The organism is Salegentibacter sp. (assembly GCF_041642575.1).
GTDB lineage: Bacteria > Bacteroidota > Bacteroidia > Flavobacteriales > Flavobacteriaceae > Salegentibacter.
In genome coordinates this window covers 1-19,112 of the sequence record NZ_JBEPWD010000023.1, presented here as the reverse complement: position 1 = coordinate 19,112, position 19,112 = coordinate 1, and the positions used below count along the sequence as shown (strand labels likewise).

The following is a 19,112-nucleotide window of genomic DNA, read 5'->3' as shown; positions in this document are numbered from 1 at the left end:
TGAAGAAAGAAGAAGGCAATAAGAAAGTAAACATTTTTGCAAAAGGAATATTTTCAATTATAGTTATAGGAACAGTATTCTCTGCCTTACAACAGTTCACAGGAATCAACGCTGTACTTTATTATGGTGCCGATATTTTTGAAAGAGCCCTAGGCTTCGGAAAAGAAGATGTGCTGGCACAACAAATTCTGCTGGCAGGTGTAAACCTTGTTTTCACCTTTGTAGCGATGGCTACTGTAGACAGGTTTGGTCGAAAACCTTTAATTTATATAGGTTCTGTAGGTATGATCGTTGGTTTTCTACTTCTTGGAGTTTCATTGATGACCGGAAATGTTGGTCTTGTTTCCCTAATTGGAGTACTCATGTTCGTTGCAGCTTTTGCGATGTCAATGGGACCAGTTGTATGGGTGATACTTTCAGAAATGTTCCCCAATAAGATCAGGTCTATTGGGATGTCTATTGCGGTTGCAGCACAGTGGGCAGCAAATTATGTTGTTTCCCAAAGTTTTCCTATCGTTGCCGAAAGCGAAGTGAACAATAATGATTTCTGGAGTGGGTCATTGCCTTACTTTATCTTTTCAGTATTTATTCTGGCAATTATATTCTTTACAATGAAATATATTCCCGAAACTAAAGGAAAATCGTTAGAGGAACTTGAAGATATGTGGGATGTTTCGGATGAACTTAAGAAGGTTTAACCTGTTATTAATACAGATAATTAATATAGAAAAGCATCGTCCCCCCGGCGGTGCTTTTTTAGTTTAAGTTTCTTTTTTCTATAAAGAACCGCTTTAATAGCGCTGAAGCTTCTTCTTCCAGAATTCCTTGTTTTACCTGTGTTTTGGGATGAAGCTCTACACCGTTTTTCCGGTAACCACGCTGGCTGTCTTCTGCTGCGAAGACCAAATTCGAGATCTGACTCCAGTAGAGGGCACCCGCACACATCTGGCAGGGTTCCAGGGTGACATACATTGTACAATTAAGTAAATATTTTCCGCCCAGAAAATTTGCTGCAGCAGTGATTGCCTGCATTTCGGCGTGGGCGGTGACATCATTCAGGGTTTCGGTTAGATTATGCCCGCGGGCAATGATTCTGTCATTGATCACAACTACTACTCCCACAGGAATTTCACCTTTTTCATAAGCTGCTTCTGCCTCTTCTAAAGCTTTCCGCATAAAATATTCGTCGTCAAAAGGACTGAGCATGCTACGAGAGTTTTTCCGAAAGATAAAAATATTAAGGCTTTTGTGTTTAAAATGCTTACTATAATTACAAATTCATAACTTAACTTTGTCCGCTATGGCAATGAGTCTGTTAAATACGATCAACACTCCCGAAGATCTTCGGAAGCTTTCCCAGGAAGAACTTTCCTCTTTGGCCGCCGAACTGCGCAAATTCATCATAGACATTGTGGCTACAAAAGAAGGTCACCTTGGTGCCAGTCTTGGAGTTGTAGAGCTTACCATTGCACTTCACTATGTATTCAATACCCCGGAGGATCTGCTGGTTTGGGATGTGGGGCATCAGGCTTACGGTCATAAGATTCTCACAGGACGAAGGGATCAATTTCATACCAACAGACAGTTAGAGGGCCTTAGCGGCTTTCCGAAGCGTTCAGAAAGTATTTTCGACACTTTTGGAACCGGACATTCTTCTACCGCTATTTCAGCAGCATTGGGAATGGCTATTGCTTCAAAACTGGAAAATAACAAAGAGAGACAACATATTGCGGTTGTTGGAGATGCTTCCATAGCCAGCGGAATGGCCTTTGAGGGCCTTAACCATGCCGGAGTGACCGATGCCAATTTACTGGTTGTTCTTAATGACAATGCTATTGGGATTGATCCCAGTGTAGGAGCTTTAAAACAGTACCTTACCAAAGCTACGGTGGGTCACAAACCCAAACAGGACAATATAATTGAAGCCCTTAATTTCCGGTATTTTGGGCCTGTAGATGGGCATGATACTGCAGGATTGATTAAAATTCTTAAAAAGCTTCAGAAGATAAAAGGTCCAAAATTTCTTCACGTGGTAACCACGAAAGGCAAGGGGTTGAAAAAGGCCGAAGAAGACCAGGTGAAGTATCACGCTCCGGGAAAATTTCAACCGGAAACAGGAGAATTACTTCCTTACGATACCAAAAATCTTCCTTTAAAATACCAGGATGTTTTTGGACTAAGCCTGGTAGAACTAGCTGAAAAGAATGAAAAAATTATCGGGATCACCCCGGCCATGCCTACCGGAAGCTCGCTTAAATATATGATGCAGTTATTTCCGGAGCGGGCCTTTGATGTGGGTATAGCCGAACAACATGCGGTTACTCTTGCCGCAGGAATGGCAACAAGGGGTTTCAGGGTTTTTTGTGCAATTTATTCCACCTTCCTTCAACGAGCTTACGATCAGGTGATCCATGATGTGGCGATACAAAACCTACCGGTAATTTTTTGCCTGGATCGTGCGGGTCTGGTTGGTGAAGATGGAGCAACTCATCATGGGGTATTTGATATTGCGTATTTGCGATGTATCCCCAACCTGGTGATCGCTGCGCCATCTAATGAGATCGATCTTCGGAATCTTCTTTATACTGCGCAACTGGGACTTAATTTTCCTCTGGTTATTCGGTATCCCCGCGGAAGAGGTCGGCTGGTTGATTGGAAACAACCATTTTCTGAAATAGAAATCGGAAAGGCAAAATGCCTGAAAGAAGGAAGTGAAGTGGCGATCTTGAGTATTGGAAATATGACTCAGAATTCTATGCTAGCTATCGAAAATATTCCAGATGATCAAAAGGAGAAAATAGGTCATTTTGATATGCTTTTTGTTAAGCCTTTGGATGAGGTTTTACTGCATCAGATTTTTAAAAAATATAGGAGGATTATCACTGTGGAGGACGGGGTGATTACCGGAGGCTTCGGAAGTGCTATTTTGGAATTCGCTGCAAAACATCAATACAGTCTAAATATCAGGTGTTTAGGAATTTTAGATGAATTTATTGAACACGGAAGTATAGATGAATTACAAGAAAAATGCGGAATTAACGTTGAAAATATACGCGAGGTAATTTTGTCTCAGCTTTGAATGTTTTATTTTTGCGCATCCGAATAATCCGAAGAATCCAAATTATCCAATGAAAATTCCATTATTAAGTCTTTTGGCGTGCCTTTTTGCGCTAAATGCTTCTGCCCTACAGATCTATCAAACATTGCCCGATACCGCTTACTCCATAGACACTATTAAGGTAATTGATACTGTTCAGGCTACAGACACCCTTTCTTTTGTGTTAGATACTATAGCGTTGGAACCTCCGGTTATGGTATACTGGAAAGAAACGAATTCGGTTGGATTAAATGTTAACGAAGTAGCATTTATTAACTGGAATGCGGGTGGGAATAACTCCATTTCAGCCCTGATTCATGGAAATTTTGAAAGGAATTATAGAAAGAAGTTACTGTCCTGGAAAAACCGTGGTTCTTTTAAATATGGATTAAACGCCCAGGAAGACCGTGAGGTTCGTAAGACTGATGACGAATTTCGGTTAAGCTCTTCCTTTGGGTATCGGAAAGATTCTCTTTCCAATTGGTACTATTCGGCGAAATTCGACTTTAATACCCAAATAGCTAATGGATATAAATATCCGGAAACCGATAATCCGATCTCGAAATTCATGGCCCCGGGTTATTTGTTCGTTGGTGTGGGTAGCCAGTATTCAAGTTCAGATGAATCCCTGGATATATATATCTCGCCCTTAACACAGAAATCCACTTTCGTTCTTGATCAGCGTTTGGCTAATGAAGGGATGTTCGGAGTTCAAAGAGCCCAGTATGATGATCTGGGCAATTTAGTTGAAGAAGGGGAAAGCGTAAGAACGGAAATAGGTTTTTTAGTAACGAGTAATTTCGCCAAAGAGATCTTTACAAATGTGAGACTGGATAACCGGTTGAGTCTTTATTCAGATTACCTGAACAAATTTGGGAATGTCGATGTAGACTGGGAGGTAAATGCAGATCTAAAAGTCAACGACTTTATAAGAGCTAACATAGGGACGCAATTGAGGTATGACGACGATGTTAAATATAAGGAAGACACCAATGGAGATGGCGATTTGGAAACTTCCGGTCCCAGAGTCCAGTTCAAGCAATTGCTGGGAGTAGGCTTTATTTACGAGTTTTAGCCTACAAGCTCAAACCTTTGTATTTTTCAAAGGAGGCCACTGTCAAACCATCTGTAAGCGAGGCGGTATAGGAGCATATTTCCATTAGGATTTTGTATACTGAAGTTTCTTCCTGTAAATGTTGCAGTTTGGGCACCGATTTCAGTACGAGTTTATTAAAATTTGAATCCTCTTCTTCCTTAGTTGGCAAAAACGCATTAGTATAGGTATCTAACAGAAACGAGAGCATCTTGTACCCGGCAATCTCTTTGTTTATTACTTCTTCGCTTTGGTAAATCCGCTCAATACTTATTTTTATAATGTCTTTAATCTGGGCTTCATAACCGCTTTTGTCGAATAAGGCATGGTGGAAATTTCCAGAAAGGATCGCTTCTTCATTTTGTAAAAAGGTGTCTACGGCTTCAGAAATAAGCGTATTTATTGCCAGGGCCCTTAAATATGCGAGCCTGTCAGAAGTATTTTGGAGGGTGTGATATTTTTCAGTATTAATATTGGTTTTAACCAATTTAATAAGGTATTCCAAAGCATAATCCTCATCTATAAGCCCCAGATTGATTCCGTCTTCAAAATCGATAATCGTATAGCAAATATCATCGGCGGCCTCTACCAGAAAAGCTAGAGGATGCCTCGCAAACCCAAAATTAGTGTCTTTTCCCGTTTCGATAAGGCCCAATTCTTTTGCTACTTCTTTGAAGTTGTCCTTCTGTAGTTGAAAGAAGCCGAATTTTTTATCAGCTATATTTTGAGTGGGTTGATGAGGAAGGGATTCTTTAGGGTATTTTGTAAAGGCCCCGAGAGTTGCATAAGAAAGCCGAAGCCCTCCCTGAATTCCCGGTCTCGTTTCAGTAAGGATCTTGAAGCCGTTGGCATTTCCTTCAAATTTTACCAGGTCACGATATTCTTTTTCTGAAAGTTGCTCTTTGAAACGTTTTCCTTTTCCATGACTGAAATATTCGCCAATGGCTTTTTCCCCTGAATGTCCAAAAGGCGGATTCCCGATATCGTGCGCTAAAGCCGCTGCAGCAACGATTGCCCCGAAATCATTCATTTTATAGCCATGAATAGTTTCCAGATGGGGATGTTTTTCCAGGATCTTTTGACCAGCCAATCGGCCCAAAGACCGTCCTACTACTGAAACTTCCAGACTGTGAGTTAATCTGGTATGAACAAAATCGGTTTTGGAAAGTGGAATCACCTGCGTTTTATCCTGTAAACTTCTAAAGGGAGAAGAGAAGATTATCCGGTCATAATCTACTTCGAAACCCAGCCGGGTTTCATTTTGTTCTTTTCTAAGGCGTTTATTGGTGTCTCCAAAACGTTTTAAGGAGAGGAGTTGTTCCCAGTTCATCATAAAAATTACATTAAGGCTACGCGGGGAGCGTAATCAAGTCAAAAATAAGAATTCCGCTGACTTACGGATGGAGAAATACTGCTTATTTTAAAATGGGGAGAAAAGGGGTTGGTAAAATAAAAGCTCAAAAAACGCCACGTTGGGGGTCGTAACGTTTTTGAGGCTTTACAAATCAGTTTCAGAACTGATTTTGTCAGAATCTTTATCGATATTTTTTCGTCCGGCCTGTTGGAAGGCACCGGCACGTTGTTCTGCCAGGCTGGGACGGTTTTCTGTTTCGGTTGAGTTGGTTTCAGGGTCTTTAGGACAATCCAGTTTTTCAAAAAGATCGTCGCTAAGCAATTTCAGATATTGTTTCATATGTTCAACTGGCATGCCTATTAGGCTTACGGGTAAACTTTCCAATAAAAAATCCCCGATTAGATGCTGGGTATCCAAAATGATCTCTCTTATTTTTCCGGGAGAAACTTCCTCTTTTATCTTTTTTGAATAAATGTTTATGGCAAGATCCCGATGGTAAGCTTTATCGCGTGAAATGAGGTCGCAATAATAGTTAAGATCTGACAGATCCTTGCGTTTCTTTAACCATAAAAGTGTAGAAAGTGCCGCCGGAAAATATATAGCGTTCATAGCGGCTGAAACAATTAAAGCTTTGGATGTAGAACTTTCCGGGATCCATCTTTGGATGCTGGTTTCTACCAGTTTCAGCTGAGGATTGATTTCGGCAAAAAGTCTTTCTTCGGTTTTTGGCCGGTTTAAAAAAGCCCGGCTGAGCAATGAAAGGCTCTCGCGATGAACATTTTCTGTAGCTGCCTGGAGATCGAAACAAAAATTCGCCTCTGGGATCTCCCGGCTGAGTTTTAAAGTTCGGGTAATATTCCGTGAGGAGATTTCCTGTGAACCTGAGAGAAAAGCCATAAGAGTTCTAAGAAAATGAACTTCGTTAGTGCTTAATTTTTCTTCTTTTATTTCCAGTTTATGGTCGGCAATATCGGTATGAGTAGTCCAGAATCTGGATTCCATTTTCTTATACCAATCCCAGATATCGTGGTGTTTAACAGGGAAGATGACGAAACGATTTTTATCGTCTTTCAGTGTGGTTTCCTGTAGGGGTTTTGACATATTTTTCACGAACCTTTTTTGGTTATTTAGAGGTTCTACGCAAATATGGCAAAATGTTTTGGAAATCAAAGGAATAGCGGCTGAAGGTTTTCAACAAAGTTTTCAACATCAGGAGTTTAAGGTTAATCGGGCCCTTGATCTCTAATTGGGGTGCTAAGAGTTTTTAAATCAGTGATGTACGTAAATGTTAATAACTCTTGTTGTTGAGGATGAGGAAAAAAAGAAAACCGGCAGTGAGAAAAATGCCGGTTTTCTTTTTGAATGGCTATTAAATTTACAAATTATTATAGTCTTTCTTGTGGAAGCTTAAGGATTTACGTTCAAGAGCGGTGCAAAGCATTTTGGCGTTCTTCTTAGGATCTTTCTTGTTTTCCATTTGCATTTCCATCATGAGGCCTTTTCCGTCTTTTAACCAATCGGCATTAAAGCCGTGTGGAATCTTGCTGTCTTTAGATTGTTGCATTCCTGTGAAAGTTACAGGAGCATCTTTTGTGATAAAGAACTTGAAAATGTGTTCATCGTTTTCAGCTTTATAACCATTACAATCGTAGCCAAGGATTGTTTTTCCTTCAATTTCCTCTATAGTAAAATCCTGATAAAATTCCTCATTATCTTCAGCAAGGTCTTCTGGTTCCAGTTTTGTAGCACTAAGAAATTTGTTATCCTCAGAGTCAAAATACATAATACTAAGATCGTTTTCGCTATCCAGAACCATGAACATATCACCGGCTTCTTTTAAATTGATGCCAAAATAGGGAGCATTTTCTTTTAAATGATAAACCATATTCATAGTTCCTTCGCTCGTTTGCATTTCCATCTGGTAAGCCCAGTCAAAAGAATACGTATCAGGAACTTCGCTTATGTCAACACGGTTTGCGCCCCTTGGGACGGGCATGTTTTTCAATTTGGTTTCCCACATTTTATTGAGAGACTTATCGGCCTCAGATGCTGCTTTGTTGGCGATATTTTCTGTGACCTTATTCTCGACTTTTTGCTCTACTTTCTTCTTTAGATTTTTTAAAAATTGCGCCTGTGCTGAAAATCCAAATAACAGCACACTTAGCATTGAAAGGATTAATTTTTTCATCGCTTTAGATTTTATGGTTAAAAATAAGTTTAGGAGTAACTCCTGATATAAAAAGGGGCTGTTAGAAATTACCGGCAGTAGGGATATGCTGGCTTAAACCGGAAGGGCGGTTTTTGAGCAATTGAAGATATAAAATTTCCAGGAGATAAAGAAATATGAGTCTGAAAAATAGAGATTTAGTAATTATTTTTCATCCTGAAGTTTTTGCGCTGTTTCTTCAAGTTCCTTGTACCAGTCTTCTCCGAATTTCCTTATCAAAGCTTCCTTTGTAAATTTGTATACAGGCACCTGAAGCTCTTTTCCTAAGCTACAGGCATCATCACAAATGTACCATTGATGATAGTTTACAGCAGAAAAACTGGAATAATCCTGTACTCTTACCGGATATAAATGGCAGGAAATAGGTTTTCTAAAGTCGATAAGTCCTTTATTGTACGCTTCTTCAATCCCACAAAGGGCAGTTCCTTTTTGATCAAATGTGACATACGCACAGTCGGCTCCATCAATTAGCGGCGTTTCGAGTTCGCCATTTTCCGTGGTAATATAGGTGCCCTGGGTCTCGATAGCTTCTATCCCCTCCTGGCGGAGGAAAGGCTTAACCTTAGGATAAATTTCTTCCAAAATTACGCGCTCTTCGGGCTCTACCGGGGCACCGGCATCACCATCTACGCAGCAGGCTCCTTTACAAGCTGAAAGATTACACACGAAATCCTTATTAAGGATCTCCTCTGAGACTATAGTCTTTTTAATTTGAAACATTTGACAAATATAATTGATGTAATCAGTTTCAGAAAAGAACCATGAATAATAATTCTAGCAAAATAGAAATCGCAACAGCTTTGGCTTTATCAGACTGGTTTCCCGGAGATAAACTTTATAAAGAATTAATAAACAAAAGCTTGGCACATCATTTATAAAAATTAATTTTGCGCAAAAATTTTCAAATCTGAAGTTATGTTGGATTTACTGAATTTCAAAGAGATATTTACAGCAGGGATGATCCTTTTTGCGGTAATTGATATTATTGGTAGTATTCCTATAATAATTGAATTACGTCGGAAAGTGGGACATATTCAAAGTGAAAAGGCTTCGGTGGTAGCCGGTATTTTAATGATTCTCTTTCTTTTTGTGGGAAAAGAAATTCTTAATTTAATCGGGATCGATGTAAATTCCTTTGCGGTGGCCGGTGCATTTATATTATTTTTTCTGGCCCTGGAAATGATCCTCGGGATAACTTTATATAAGGATGACGAGCCTGAAACTGCTTCAGTAGTACCCTTAGCATTTCCTCTAATTGCCGGAGCAGGAACCATGACAACTCTGGTTTCGCTTCAGGCCGAATATGAAACCATAAATATCATTGCAGCTATACTAATCAATATTATCTTCGTATACACAGTACTTAAAGCTTCAGCAAGAATCGAAAGGTTTTTAGGAAGTCAGGGTATTAACGTGATTAGAAAAGTATTTGGTGTGATCTTACTGGCAATAGCCGTTAAATTATTCGCCACAAACATTCAGAGTTTATTTGTATGAAAATTTTAATTTACAGCATTATTTTACTTGCGATAGTCTTGATAGGCTATAGCTCTACTATACTTGATTTTGATAATTTATTAGAAGGAGATAGCGCTAAAGCTGTGATGGCTATTGTTGCCAGCCTGTGTGTGATCGTTTTAATGATCATTCTGATGCTTTCCCGCAAGATCTATAACAAGCAAGAGAACTAATATTATCATGGAATTTGATGTCTTAATCATTGGCGGTGGTGCCGCGGGCATGTCCTGCGCTTTGATTCTTGGATCGGCTCTTGAAAAAGAGTTTGCTAAGGATAAGCGTGTCGGAATTATTATGCATCAAAAAACTTCGCATTTGCAAACGGCTCTCTTTAATAATGTACTTGGAATTCCTGCCGGAACTCCCGGTTCGGAAATTCTCAATGAAGGTCCCAGGCAACTGGCAGATCTATATCCAGAAGTCAAACAGATCCACAAGGAGAAGGTCAGGGAGATTATGCCTGAAGAAGGCGCTTTCAGAATTATCACCAATAAAGGGGCGTACTCGGCAAAAGAGGTTGTGGTAGCAGTGGGTTATACAAATTCTTTAACCATCAAAGGTTTGGAGGAGTATGTTATTCCGCACAAAAAAGCAAAGGCTTCAAAAAATCGTATTCAGTTAAAAAATGAAGATAACCTGGTGAAACCCGGATTATACGTGGCTGGTACACTTTCCGGCTGCAGAAGTCAATTTGCTATTGCTTGCGGAAGTGGCACCAGTGTTGCAACCGATATTCTTTCGGGTTGGAGTGGAGAACATACTAAAGTTCACGACAAGTTAACTTAGTAGAAAGTATCCTGTTATCATTAATGGTAGTGAAATAAACATGAGTATAATAAAAGCGCGATGTAATTTTTTATAAACCAGGGCGGTTTTAAGTTTTTTTCTGAAATCCACATCGGGATGGTTCGAGATCTGGTGCCTGATACATTTATCAGATACATTCGAGCTGGTAACCAATATTTCTTTCTGAAGAAATAATAAGGCGCTGTTATCCAACAACCTGAAGCTTACTGCAATAATGAAGAAAAACAGGGGGGATACGATTAGAAAAATTACGAAATTTTCATATAGTTCGTTCACTCTGGCAATTTATTGTTTTTTTTCAGACAATTCAATTACTTTTTCAATTATTCGATCGCCATTGTTTATCAATTTCTCAAAAGCATCGGTGCCGTATAGTTGTGCTGCCATGGTGGCTTTCAGATATTTTTTCAATATATCCTTATAGCGATACACTCTGGCGTTAATATTCTCGCTTCTTCCAAACTGAAGAAAATCCCGAATCATTTCGTCGCTGATCTCAATTTCCTTATTGAAATCTTCCCGATTCAGATCGTTATAAAAAGCTCGGTTTTTTTCAAGCTCATCAAAGATAAACCTGCTCATCATCCCACTTTTATGCATCAGGATGATATTTTCCATTTCTGCATTTGTATCTCGTCCTACAAAGACATCGGGAATAATTCCGCCGCCGCCGTAAACCACTTTCCCTTCAGGTGTTTCATATCTTAAAGAGTCGTCTACTACTATGCTGTCTGAAGATTTAAATTCCCCGTTTTCATACCGATGTACGTAATCTTCAAAATAAGATTCGTTCCCGTTAGTATAGGGTTTTTGGATTGAGCGCCCCGTTGGGGTATAATATCGAGCAATGGTTAGTCTAACTGCACTTCCATCTCCAAGTTCCATTTCCCTTTGCACCAAACCTTTTCCGTATGATCTTCTGCCCACAATGGTGCCTACATCGTTATCCTGAAGCGCTCCTGCAACCACTTCACTGGCTGAAGCTGAATTCTCATTAAGAATCACAAATACTTCAGCGTTCTCGAAAGCGCCTTCGCGACGGGCATAGGTTTCTTCTATCGCGCCGCTTTTATTTTTGGTGTAAAGAATTAATTTGTCATCCTCCAGGAATTCATCGGCAATATTGATAGCTTCAGATAAATAACCACCGGGATTATCCCGAAGATCCAGTGCAATTTTTGTCGCTCCTTGTTTTTTAAGACTCTCCAGACTTCTTTTGAACTCTTTGTAAGTGGTTTCTGCAAATCGATTAATTTTCACATATCCCAGCTTATCAGTAAGCATATATGCGGCATCTACACTTTTAATGGGAACTCTTCCACGCCTTACTTTAAAGGTTAAAAGGTCTTCAATTCCTTTGCGGAATACTTTAAGAGTGACTTTAGAATTTTCTTCACCTTTGAGATAACGGGTTAATGAATCATTGCTGAAATCTTTATTGAACAACTGCTCATCATCGGCATAAAGAATTCTGTCTCCGCCCCGAATACCTAATTTTTCACTCGGGCCACCTTCAAGGGCCTGGATTACCACGACAGTGTCATTAACATTGTAGAAACTCACGCCAATCCCAACAAAATCACCTTGCATATTTTCGGTCACATTGGCATATTCTGTTTGAGGAATATATACCGAGTGTGGATCAAGATTCTGCAGGATCTTATTTACGGTAAGGTCAACAATACTATCGGTATTTACGTCATCAACATATTCGTAATCTATATAATCTATGAGTTTATTGAGTTTTTCTTTCTTCGGATTGGAGGTAAATAAACCTTCAGAAGTGGAGGAAAAATCAAGCTTAGTCCCAAGAAAAATTCCCAGGGCACAGGCCAGCGCCAATAGCATTGGCGTATATATTTTATAGTTTCCTTTCAATCTTCCAGATCATTAATTTGTTCAAGTTCAACACCTGCTCTGCTTAAGAATTCAAGTCCCGAATTGTCTTTGTAGCCAATATGGTAAACAAGGCGTGTAATTCCCGACTGATGAATAAGCTTACTGCACTCTTTACACGGAGACATTGTAATGTACAAAGTGGCACCCTGGCAGGATTGTGTAGAGCCTGCTACTTTTAAAATAGCATTCGCTTCAGCGTGTAAAACGTACCATTTGGTGTATCCTTCGTCATCTTCACAATAGTTTTCAAAACCGCTGGGAGTTCCGTTATAGCCATCAGAGATTATCATTCTATCTTTAACAATAAGTGCGCCAACCTGTTTGCGATTGCAGTGAGAAAGTTTGCTCCATTCCCGGGCTATTCTTAAATAAGCTTTATCGAATTTAAGTTGTTTTGTCTTATTCATAGTATATAAGCTATTAACCCGCTGGGCTATAAAATATTGTGCGTATGATTAACCGGCTAATTTATTAAATAGCCAGAAAATTTTCCTGTAGTATTGGCAAAATTATCCCGATAACTATCGCCGAGACAACCAATATCCAATCCCGTTTTGAAACCTGAAAAATATTCTGGGCAATAAAGCCAATAATCATTACTCCAAGAACCACTATAATTTGTGCGGCTTCTATTCCAAGAGCAAATTCTATTAAAGGAAGAAAATAGCTATCTGTATTAGAGGCAACCATTTTAAAATAACTTGAAAATCCCAGGCCATGGATCAAACCGAAAAAAACCGTGGTAAAGTATAGGACATTGGCGTTTTTATTGCGCTCTTTTCTTCCCGCGGTAAGAATGTTATACAATGCTGTAATGATAATTGTAATTGGGATTAAAAGTTCAACCCATGCCGAATCTACTTTAACGATTCCATAAACCGAAAGAAATAGCGCCAGGGTGTGGCCTAGAGTAAAAAGAGTAACGAGCCAAATGATCTTTTTCCAGCTGGTTAAACTATAAGCGGCTACAAGCACGATTAGAAAAAGGATATGATCATAGGCTTGCCAGTCCAGAACATGTTCCAGGCCAAGCCTGAAATACAGCCAAAATTGGGACATAATTATAGGGTTATGAGGTGCCCGAAAGTACGATATCTTAGTAAAATGACAAAAAGAGGATGAAGGATAATATTCTGGAAATAAGAGAAGTTATTTCAGCTATCGCTTCTGGTTTAAGATCACATATTATAAATGCTAACAAGGGACAGTGTGTCCGCTATGCCATGGACCATAATTAGTGGCCAGATCCTTTTTCCATTTAGAATATAGGCTACTCCGAAAATAAATCCAATGCAGGCGGTTGCGAGCATTCCCGATAGACCCTGCCAGCCGTGAATAAGTCCAAAGATCAGGGAGCTTACGATCAAGGCGACCCATATTGACCCGGCATTTCTGCCCAGAATATAATCTAAAGCTTCTATTAAAAAAGCTCTGAAAACCACTTCCTGCAAAAAAGCGGCGGTTGTCCAGACAAGGATTAGGGCAAGAATAAGTAGGGGCAGGTTATCCTTGAGAACCATAAGGTGTGCAATGGCAGGTTGAGCACCTAGTAAAGGCTGGATATAAAGTGAAAAAAATACCAGGCTAATAAAGGTGAGTATGGTCACCACGATAGGTTGCCGCCAGGATTTTGGTTTTTTAAATCCCAGGTCGTCCCAGGACCAACGAAGGCTCCATTTATTTAGCAGCATTATCGAACTTATAAGAAAAATATTCAGTAGATATATCCAGAACCCCGGGCTATCCGGCTGAAGGCTGCTTTCTGGAAAATAAATGTAAATAATAAAACTAAAGGTGAAAAAAACTGCAAGTAAGATCATTAGGGAAAGTCCTAAAAGAACTTTCTTCTCTTCCTCGAATAAATCCTGAACCTGCAGATAAGCCTTTATTTTGTTCATGGTAAATCGCCTTACTTTCCTGATTTAGGGAAACTTATTTTTTTTAAATCTCTATTTAAAGGTTAGCTAAAATAATACTTCTTAATGTATTTAAAAGCGTTAGGGTCAATACTTTTGGGAAGAAGGTTTTCATATTTCTTAGCTGGAGCTCCATGCGAAAATCGGGTTAGGTAAGGATTTAAGTCTCATTCTTTAAGTATCTTTATTATACACAAATTCGGATATGGATACTGCCAATTTTGATTTCTGGATGTTAGCAGCCGGGCTGGGGATATTTCTATTTGGGATGCATCATCTTGAAGATGGTTTAAAAGGTTTGACCGGAAAGGCATTTCGAAAACTGCTCCAGCGTTTTACCAATAAAAGCTGGAAAGGAATCATTACCGGAACTCTGGTAACAGCCATTTTGCAGAGTAGCTCTATGGTTACCCTTTTGATTTTAGCATTTCTGGGAGGAGGTATAATAGGACTTAAGAATGCCCTTGGAGTAGTTTTGGGAGCAAATCTGGGAACAACTTTTACGGCCTGGATGGTGGCTGCATTGGGTTTTAAAATGAATATCGCCGACTTTTCCTTTCCTTTTCTTGCGGTAGGTATTTTAAGCTATCTATTCTTTAATTCCAGGCCGGTTCTTAAAAGTCTGGGTGGATTTTTAGTTGGCTTTGGATTGCTTTTTCTAGGGTTGGATTTTATGAAGGACTCTATAGAAAGCATCGCCGCCCAGGTAGATATGAGTGAAATTGCTAACTACGGCCTCTGGGCCTTCCTTCTGGTTGGGATTATTATTACTGCAATGTTGCAGTCCAGTTCAGCATTAATTGTGATTATTCTGAGTGCACTGAGTGCTCAGCTAATAGATATCTACCAAAGTGTCGCGATGATCATAGGAGCCAATATAGGGACTACGGCAACCATGATCATTGGTTCCCTGGGTGGTACTGCCGATAAGAAAAGACTGGCACTTTCTCATGTGATTTTTAACGTGGTAGCTGGAGCTCTAATATTTTTCTTTATTAAAGAATTGGTAGATTTCACTTATTCTATTTTCAGAATAAATGACCCATTAATGGAACTGGTTCTATTGAATACTCTGATTAATGTTTTTGGAATCCTTTTGTTTTTTCCGTTTTTGAAGCCTTTTACAAAGTATCTTAAAAGCCTGTTCCAAAAAGCTGTTCCTCAGGGGGAAACTTTATATGTTAAGAATATTCCTGCTGAAGTGCCCGATGTTGCGATAAATGCCCTGGATAAAGAGCTTCATCAGATTTTTCTTTATACTGAAGAATTTATCCTCGATTGTTTTCAGATTGGAACTAAGGATAAAAACACAGAATCACAATGGAAAAAAATCTTTAGTAGCGCCACAAATCTTACCAGGAAATATGATAAAATAAAGCGTTTAGAAGATGAACTTACAGTCTATTATGCGCAACTGCAGGAAAAAAATCTGGAGGTTGAAGAAGCCCGGCAACTCACTGCGAGTATGATGGGTCTGCGATCTATGATCTATGGCGCAAAAGATATCAAGGACGTGATGCATAACATCAGGTTTATCCTGGACAGTGAGGATGAGCTCGGTGCCGAGATCCTCAAAAAGTTACGAGATCAAATTAAGATGAGATTATTGGAAATTCGGAGTTTTCTAACTGCAACAGTTCAGGAGAGGGGGAATAATGAAATCAATCCCCATCTTTGGATTAAAGAAAATGAGGAGTTCTATGAAGACACCATAGGTTACCTGTATTCTCATCTGGGAAATCGAAAAAAGAATGCTGTTCAGGTTTCCACCCTAACTAACGTGATCAAACATACCCATTCCTCTCTTGACAATTTATGCAGTTCCATAATATATTGGAAATTGGGGAAATTCACTACTCTGGATGGTGATGGTGCAGAAGCTGCACAGATTGAGCCTGTAATTAAAGGTCAGCCTGGGTCTTAAAGCAGAAAATTTATTTTTTTCTGTCTGATTTCCTGATCTTGGTGAGCAGCTTTTTAATATCCAGGTTATTTCCATACAACACCATCACATCGCCATGGTGTAATTTGGTTTGCGCTGAAGCAACCCCTTGTACCGTAGAAATATTTTTATTTGCCCCAATTTCATTCTTCTCTCCCGAAATTTTAATAGTAGTAAGTACAATTATATTATAATTGCGTTTTAAACCAATTTCTTGTAGAGTGCGACCGTCATACTCTTTGGGAACTTCGGTTTCTACAATACTGTACTCTCCCGTTACTTCAAATGAATCTACAACACCTTCAAGGTTGAGTTTCTTAGACCATCGCTCTGCGGTTTCTTCTTCAGGATGTATGATCTCTTTAACGCCCATGGCTTCCAGAACCATTTCCTGCAAGGAAGATACCGCCCGGCTAATCAGTCTTTTTACATGCAGTTGTTTCATCAGGGCTGTGGCCATGATATTGGCTCCAAGATCTTCACCAATTCCGACAATAACCACATCTGTATCTTTTAGAGGCAGATTGGACACTGCATTAAAATCTGTGGCATCCAGGCTTATTGCATGGGTGATCTTTTCCTTTATGGCTTCAACGCGATCCAGGTTATTGTCTACCCCAATCACCTCATTTCCCATGGAAGTTAATTTCTCAGCAAGGGAAGCTCCAAAATTTCCTAATCCAATAATTATGTATTTCATTTTCTTAAGTTTTAGTTGATCAATATCTCTTCAGAAGGATATCTGTAATTAAGATGTTTTATATTTCTAAGCATTGCAATAAGAACGGTAAGCATACTCACCCTTCCTATAAACATGGTGGCGATGATTACTAATTTGGAATAACTACCAAGGCTACCTGTAATTCCCATACTTAATCCCACGGTGCTGTATGCTGAAAATGCTTCAAAAGTGATATCGGTAATATCCTTATCACCTTCAAAAAATGCGACCAGGAAAATGGAGGCACCTATCACCAAAAGCGACAAAGATATAATGGCAAAAGCACGTCTTATGGAAATAGGAGAGATTTCACGTCGGTACACTTCAATTCTGTCTTTTCCGCGGGCCAGACTGAAAAAATTAAGGGTCGCCAAGGCAAAGGTACTCGTCTTTATTCCACCTCCGGTAGATGCGGGAGAAGCACCAATCCACATCAGCAAAAAAACGATCATTAAGGTAGAGAAATGAAGCGCCGAGGTGTCTACCGAATTAAACCCGGCAGTTCTGGGCGTCGCGGCACCAAAGAATGCGGTTACCATTTTTCCAAAAGTGTCATGTTCAGCGAGGGTATTGTTGTATTCAAAAACATAAAATACCATTGAACCGGCCACTAACAGAACAAGGGTGGTTACCAGGACAATCCTGGAATTAAGATTAAGTACCCAGGGTAAATAATGAGCCTGTTGGGGATCCTTAAATTTCTGAAATTTTCTTAATACATAATAGCGCAGATATTTATACAAATTGAGCAAAATAGGGAAACCTATTCCGCCGAAGATAAATAATGCTGCAATGATGAGGTGCAAGGGGTAATTGAACCTGAATCCCGGTTCGTAAAGACTGTTTTCAAGGGTTGAAAATCCCGCGTTGCAAAAGGCTGAGATACTATGGAAAACCGAAAAGAAGATTTGATCGGGGATGGAGCTAAACAGACTTCCGTCCAGATTAATATAGATTAAAATAGCACCAATGGCTTCGATCCCGAAGGTGAGCAAGAGTATCTTTTTCAGGACTTCGAAAACTTCCCCTATTTTTTCTGAGTTACTAATATCTTTCAGCATAAGCTGGTTGGCATAGGAAGTATTTCCCCGAAAAAAATAACTGAAATAACTCGCAAAGGTCATAATCCCGAGGCCTCCCAGCTGAATTAAGATCATGATCACGCTTTGCCCAAAGCCGGTAAAGTAGGTGCCGGTATCAACCACGATTAGACCGGTAACGCATACGGCACTGGTTGCTGTAAAAAGGGCGTCTACCAGTGAAATACCAGAATGCGTAGCTTTAGGAAGTAGGAGAAAAAGTGTTCCCAGAAATATGATAAGCATGAAGCTGAACACAAAGAGTTGTGCAGGATTCAGGTATTCTTTCCTGAAATTCATCCTGAAGGAGAAGATCTCACGAATAAAATATAAAAATATGGCCAGGTAAAGCCACCCCATCTTGTTAAAGACCTTCAGGAAGTCGAAATATTCAACTATTGACTCAATCCTTACTAAGAGTAAGAACAAAAAAGATATACTTAACAGCCAATCAAAAAGAACTACCTTCCTGGGTGGTTTTTCTTTTACAATTACTTTTCTGAAAAGGATATTAAAAAGGCCTATTCCTATGATAAAATAATAAAGTTCCTTAAGGATGGCCTTTTCATCTTCGGCATGAGTAAAGCCCAGATCAAAAATGGCCAAACCTATTCCGATCAAACTCAAAAAACCTGAGAATTTCCTGAGTCTTCTTTCCAGTTTTCTGCTGGACCGAAGTGAATTTAAAAATGATAACATTTTGAGGAGAATTAATTATTCTAACGGGAGCAATAATCCAAGACGACTACTAAGGCAAATATTAAAATGACCATAATGATCGCCGGCCATTTTAAGTGAGAATAAGATTGATTTTTAGGTTCTCCTGATCGATCTTTTTGCTTAGCCATCTAAATGCTTTAGTTAGTTGTCTTGCAAAGTTAGACCCCAACGTATAAGCAGAATATAAAATTTAAAACGGCTGTATAAAGATTTTATAAAGATTATACAAAACGATAGCCTACCCCGCTTTCCGTTATGATATGAACAGGAGCATTAGGGTTAGTTTCAAGTTTTTTTCGCAATTGAGCTATAAAAACCCGCAGGTACTGGGTTTCGCTCTGGGAGCCAACTCCCCAAATCTCCTTTAGTATAAATTGATGAGTGAGCACCCTCCCTTGATTCTTGGCTAACAATGCTATTAAATTATATTCGGTGGAGGTTAATTTGACTGGTTTTTTTTCTTTCTCAACTAACCTTGCAGAGAGGTCTATTTCCAGGTCATCAGCAAGTATTTTGGGTTGCAATTCAATATTTTGGTTAATCCTCAGGGAAGCTCTAATTCTTGCCAGAAGTTCTCCTGTTCTAAAAGGTTTGGTAAGATAATCAGTTGCACCGTTATCCAATGCTTTAATGATATCGGCCTCTTCATCCTGCACAGAAAGGATTATTATAGATTTATCATACCACTCCCGTAATTCCTTTAATATTTCATGGCCATTTTTATCGGGTAAGCCCAGAT

The 19,112-nt window shown here is 39.4% G+C and carries 20 protein-coding genes; 7 read left to right on the top strand and 13 right to left on the bottom strand.

Annotated elements, in window-relative coordinates:
• Positions 1-698: MFS transporter (locus ACESK1_RS05875; protein WP_372918873.1), on the top strand; the 698-nt coding region annotated here is incomplete at its 5' end.
• Positions 699-756: 58 nt separating this feature from the next.
• Here the strand turns inward: ACESK1_RS05875 and ACESK1_RS05870 are convergent.
• Positions 757-1,206 (bottom strand): nucleoside deaminase, encoded by a 450-nt coding sequence (locus ACESK1_RS05870; protein WP_372918871.1) that lies wholly within the window; start codon positions 1,204-1,206, stop codon positions 757-759.
• 94 nt (positions 1,207-1,300) lie between these two features.
• Here ACESK1_RS05870 and ACESK1_RS05865 point away from each other — a divergent pair, with 94 nt between their 5' ends.
• A complete protein-coding gene (locus tag ACESK1_RS05865) occupies positions 1,301-3,079 on the top strand; it encodes a 1-deoxy-D-xylulose-5-phosphate synthase (protein WP_372918869.1) in 1,779 nt (592 codons plus the stop codon).
• Positions 3,080-3,128: 49 nt separating this feature from the next.
• Entirely contained in the window at positions 3,129-4,172 is a 1,044-nt protein-coding gene (locus tag ACESK1_RS05860; protein WP_372918867.1) for a DUF3078 domain-containing protein, read from the top strand.
• A gap of 1 nt (position 4,173) precedes the next feature.
• Here ACESK1_RS05860 and dgt read toward each other — a convergent pair whose 3' ends face one another.
• From dgt to ACESK1_RS05840, 4 genes are all read right to left on the bottom strand, one after another.
• On the bottom strand, positions 4,174-5,520 hold the full coding sequence (dgt, locus tag ACESK1_RS05855) for a dGTP triphosphohydrolase (RefSeq protein WP_372918894.1): 1,347 nt from the start codon (positions 5,518-5,520) through the stop codon (positions 4,174-4,176).
• Positions 5,521-5,688: 168 nt separating this feature from the next.
• Positions 5,689-6,645 (bottom strand): ribonucleotide-diphosphate reductase subunit beta, encoded by a 957-nt coding sequence (locus ACESK1_RS05850; RefSeq protein WP_372918865.1) that lies wholly within the window; start codon positions 6,643-6,645, stop codon positions 5,689-5,691.
• 274 nt (positions 6,646-6,919) lie between these two features.
• The gene (locus tag ACESK1_RS05845; protein WP_372918863.1) at positions 6,920-7,732 is read right to left on the bottom strand and encodes a DUF4412 domain-containing protein; all 813 of its coding nucleotides are present in this window, start codon (positions 7,730-7,732) and stop codon (positions 6,920-6,922) included.
• 183 nt (positions 7,733-7,915) lie between these two features.
• On the bottom strand, positions 7,916-8,491 hold the full coding sequence (locus ACESK1_RS05840) for a DUF3109 family protein (protein ID WP_372918860.1): 576 nt from the start codon (positions 8,489-8,491) through the stop codon (positions 7,916-7,918).
• 195 nt (positions 8,492-8,686) lie between these two features.
• On the opposite strand from ACESK1_RS05840, the gene ACESK1_RS05835 reads away from it, so the two are divergent.
• From ACESK1_RS05835 to ACESK1_RS05825, 3 genes are read left to right on the top strand one after another with little or no spacing between them, the layout of a single operon-like run.
• Complete coding sequence (locus tag ACESK1_RS05835; RefSeq protein ID WP_372918858.1) at positions 8,687-9,268, top strand: MarC family protein; 582 nt, start codon at positions 8,687-8,689, stop codon at positions 9,266-9,268.
• Positions 9,265-9,462: a hypothetical protein gene (locus ACESK1_RS05830; protein ID WP_372918856.1), complete on the top strand. Its 198-nt coding sequence runs from the start codon at positions 9,265-9,267 to the stop codon at positions 9,460-9,462. The genes ACESK1_RS05835 and ACESK1_RS05830 overlap by 4 nt, the downstream gene beginning before the upstream one ends.
• A 7-nt stretch (positions 9,463-9,469) precedes the next feature.
• Positions 9,470-10,075, top strand: coding sequence for an FAD-dependent oxidoreductase (locus ACESK1_RS05825; protein WP_372918854.1), 606 nt, complete (start codon positions 9,470-9,472; stop codon positions 10,073-10,075).
• Here ACESK1_RS05825 and ACESK1_RS05820 read toward each other — a convergent pair.
• From ACESK1_RS05820 to ACESK1_RS05800, 5 genes are all read right to left on the bottom strand, one after another.
• Positions 10,067-10,372, bottom strand: coding sequence for a hypothetical protein (locus tag ACESK1_RS05820; protein ID WP_372918852.1), 306 nt, complete (start codon positions 10,370-10,372; stop codon positions 10,067-10,069). The genes ACESK1_RS05825 and ACESK1_RS05820 overlap by 9 nt on opposite strands.
• A gap of 9 nt (positions 10,373-10,381) precedes the next feature.
• Positions 10,382-11,944, bottom strand: coding sequence for a S41 family peptidase (locus ACESK1_RS05815; RefSeq protein WP_372918850.1), 1,563 nt, complete (start codon positions 11,942-11,944; stop codon positions 10,382-10,384).
• A gap of 26 nt (positions 11,945-11,970) precedes the next feature.
• Positions 11,971-12,402, bottom strand: coding sequence for a cytidine/deoxycytidylate deaminase family protein (locus tag ACESK1_RS05810; RefSeq protein ID WP_372918848.1), 432 nt, complete (start codon positions 12,400-12,402; stop codon positions 11,971-11,973).
• Between the two features lie 64 nt (positions 12,403-12,466).
• The gene (locus ACESK1_RS05805) at positions 12,467-13,054 is read right to left on the bottom strand and encodes a HupE/UreJ family protein (RefSeq protein WP_372918846.1); all 588 of its coding nucleotides are present in this window, start codon (positions 13,052-13,054) and stop codon (positions 12,467-12,469) included.
• A 119-nt stretch (positions 13,055-13,173) separates the two neighbouring features.
• Positions 13,174-13,893, bottom strand: a complete 720-nt coding sequence (locus tag ACESK1_RS05800) for a CPBP family intramembrane glutamic endopeptidase (protein WP_372918844.1) — start codon at positions 13,891-13,893, stop codon at positions 13,174-13,176.
• A gap of 223 nt (positions 13,894-14,116) precedes the next feature.
• On the opposite strand from ACESK1_RS05800, the gene ACESK1_RS05795 reads away from it, so the two are divergent.
• Positions 14,117-15,835, top strand: a complete 1,719-nt coding sequence (locus ACESK1_RS05795; protein ID WP_372918842.1) for a Na/Pi cotransporter family protein — start codon at positions 14,117-14,119, stop codon at positions 15,833-15,835.
• 10 nt (positions 15,836-15,845) lie between these two features.
• Here the strand turns inward: ACESK1_RS05795 and ACESK1_RS05790 are convergent, their stop codons facing one another.
• From ACESK1_RS05790 to ACESK1_RS05780, 3 genes are all read right to left on the bottom strand, one after another.
• A complete protein-coding gene (locus ACESK1_RS05790) occupies positions 15,846-16,553 on the bottom strand; it encodes a TrkA family potassium uptake protein (RefSeq protein ID WP_372918840.1) in 708 nt (235 codons plus the stop codon).
• Between the two features lie 11 nt (positions 16,554-16,564).
• Positions 16,565-18,352, bottom strand: coding sequence for a TrkH family potassium uptake protein (locus ACESK1_RS05785; RefSeq protein ID WP_372918838.1), 1,788 nt, complete (start codon positions 18,350-18,352; stop codon positions 16,565-16,567).
• A gap of 242 nt (positions 18,353-18,594) precedes the next feature.
• On the bottom strand, positions 18,595-19,112 hold a 518-nt coding region (locus tag ACESK1_RS05780), incomplete at its 5' end, for a winged helix-turn-helix domain-containing protein (RefSeq protein ID WP_372918836.1).

Coding starts and splice junctions, on each gene's coding strand:
- ACESK1_RS05870 (WP_372918871.1), bottom strand. CDS start 1,206: ATGCTCAGTCCTTTTGACGACGAATATTTTATGCGGAAAGCTTTAGAA.
- ACESK1_RS05865 (WP_372918869.1), top strand. CDS start 1,301: ATGGCAATGAGTCTGTTAAATACGATCAACACTCCCGAAGATCTTCGG.
- ACESK1_RS05860 (WP_372918867.1), top strand. CDS start 3,129: ATGAAAATTCCATTATTAAGTCTTTTGGCGTGCCTTTTTGCGCTAAAT.
- dgt (WP_372918894.1), bottom strand. CDS start 5,520: ATGAACTGGGAACAACTCCTCTCCTTAAAACGTTTTGGAGACACCAAT.
- ACESK1_RS05850 (WP_372918865.1), bottom strand. CDS start 6,645: ATGTCAAAACCCCTACAGGAAACCACACTGAAAGACGATAAAAATCGT.
- ACESK1_RS05845 (WP_372918863.1), bottom strand. CDS start 7,732: ATGAAAAAATTAATCCTTTCAATGCTAAGTGTGCTGTTATTTGGATTT.
- ACESK1_RS05840 (WP_372918860.1), bottom strand. CDS start 8,491: ATGTTTCAAATTAAAAAGACTATAGTCTCAGAGGAGATCCTTAATAAG.
- ACESK1_RS05835 (WP_372918858.1), top strand. CDS start 8,687: ATGTTGGATTTACTGAATTTCAAAGAGATATTTACAGCAGGGATGATC.
- ACESK1_RS05830 (WP_372918856.1), top strand. CDS start 9,265: ATGAAAATTTTAATTTACAGCATTATTTTACTTGCGATAGTCTTGATA.
- ACESK1_RS05825 (WP_372918854.1), top strand. CDS start 9,470: ATGGAATTTGATGTCTTAATCATTGGCGGTGGTGCCGCGGGCATGTCC.
- ACESK1_RS05815 (WP_372918850.1), bottom strand. CDS start 11,944: ATGCTATTGGCGCTGGCCTGTGCCCTGGGAATTTTTCTTGGGACTAAG.
- ACESK1_RS05810 (WP_372918848.1), bottom strand. CDS start 12,402: ATGAATAAGACAAAACAACTTAAATTCGATAAAGCTTATTTAAGAATA.
- ACESK1_RS05805 (WP_372918846.1), bottom strand. CDS start 13,054: ATGTCCCAATTTTGGCTGTATTTCAGGCTTGGCCTGGAACATGTTCTG.
- ACESK1_RS05800 (WP_372918844.1), bottom strand. CDS start 13,893: ATGAACAAAATAAAGGCTTATCTGCAGGTTCAGGATTTATTCGAGGAA.
- ACESK1_RS05795 (WP_372918842.1), top strand. CDS start 14,117: ATGGATACTGCCAATTTTGATTTCTGGATGTTAGCAGCCGGGCTGGGG.
- ACESK1_RS05790 (WP_372918840.1), bottom strand. CDS start 16,553: ATGAAATACATAATTATTGGATTAGGAAATTTTGGAGCTTCCCTTGCT.
- ACESK1_RS05785 (WP_372918838.1), bottom strand. CDS start 18,352: ATGTTATCATTTTTAAATTCACTTCGGTCCAGCAGAAAACTGGAAAGA.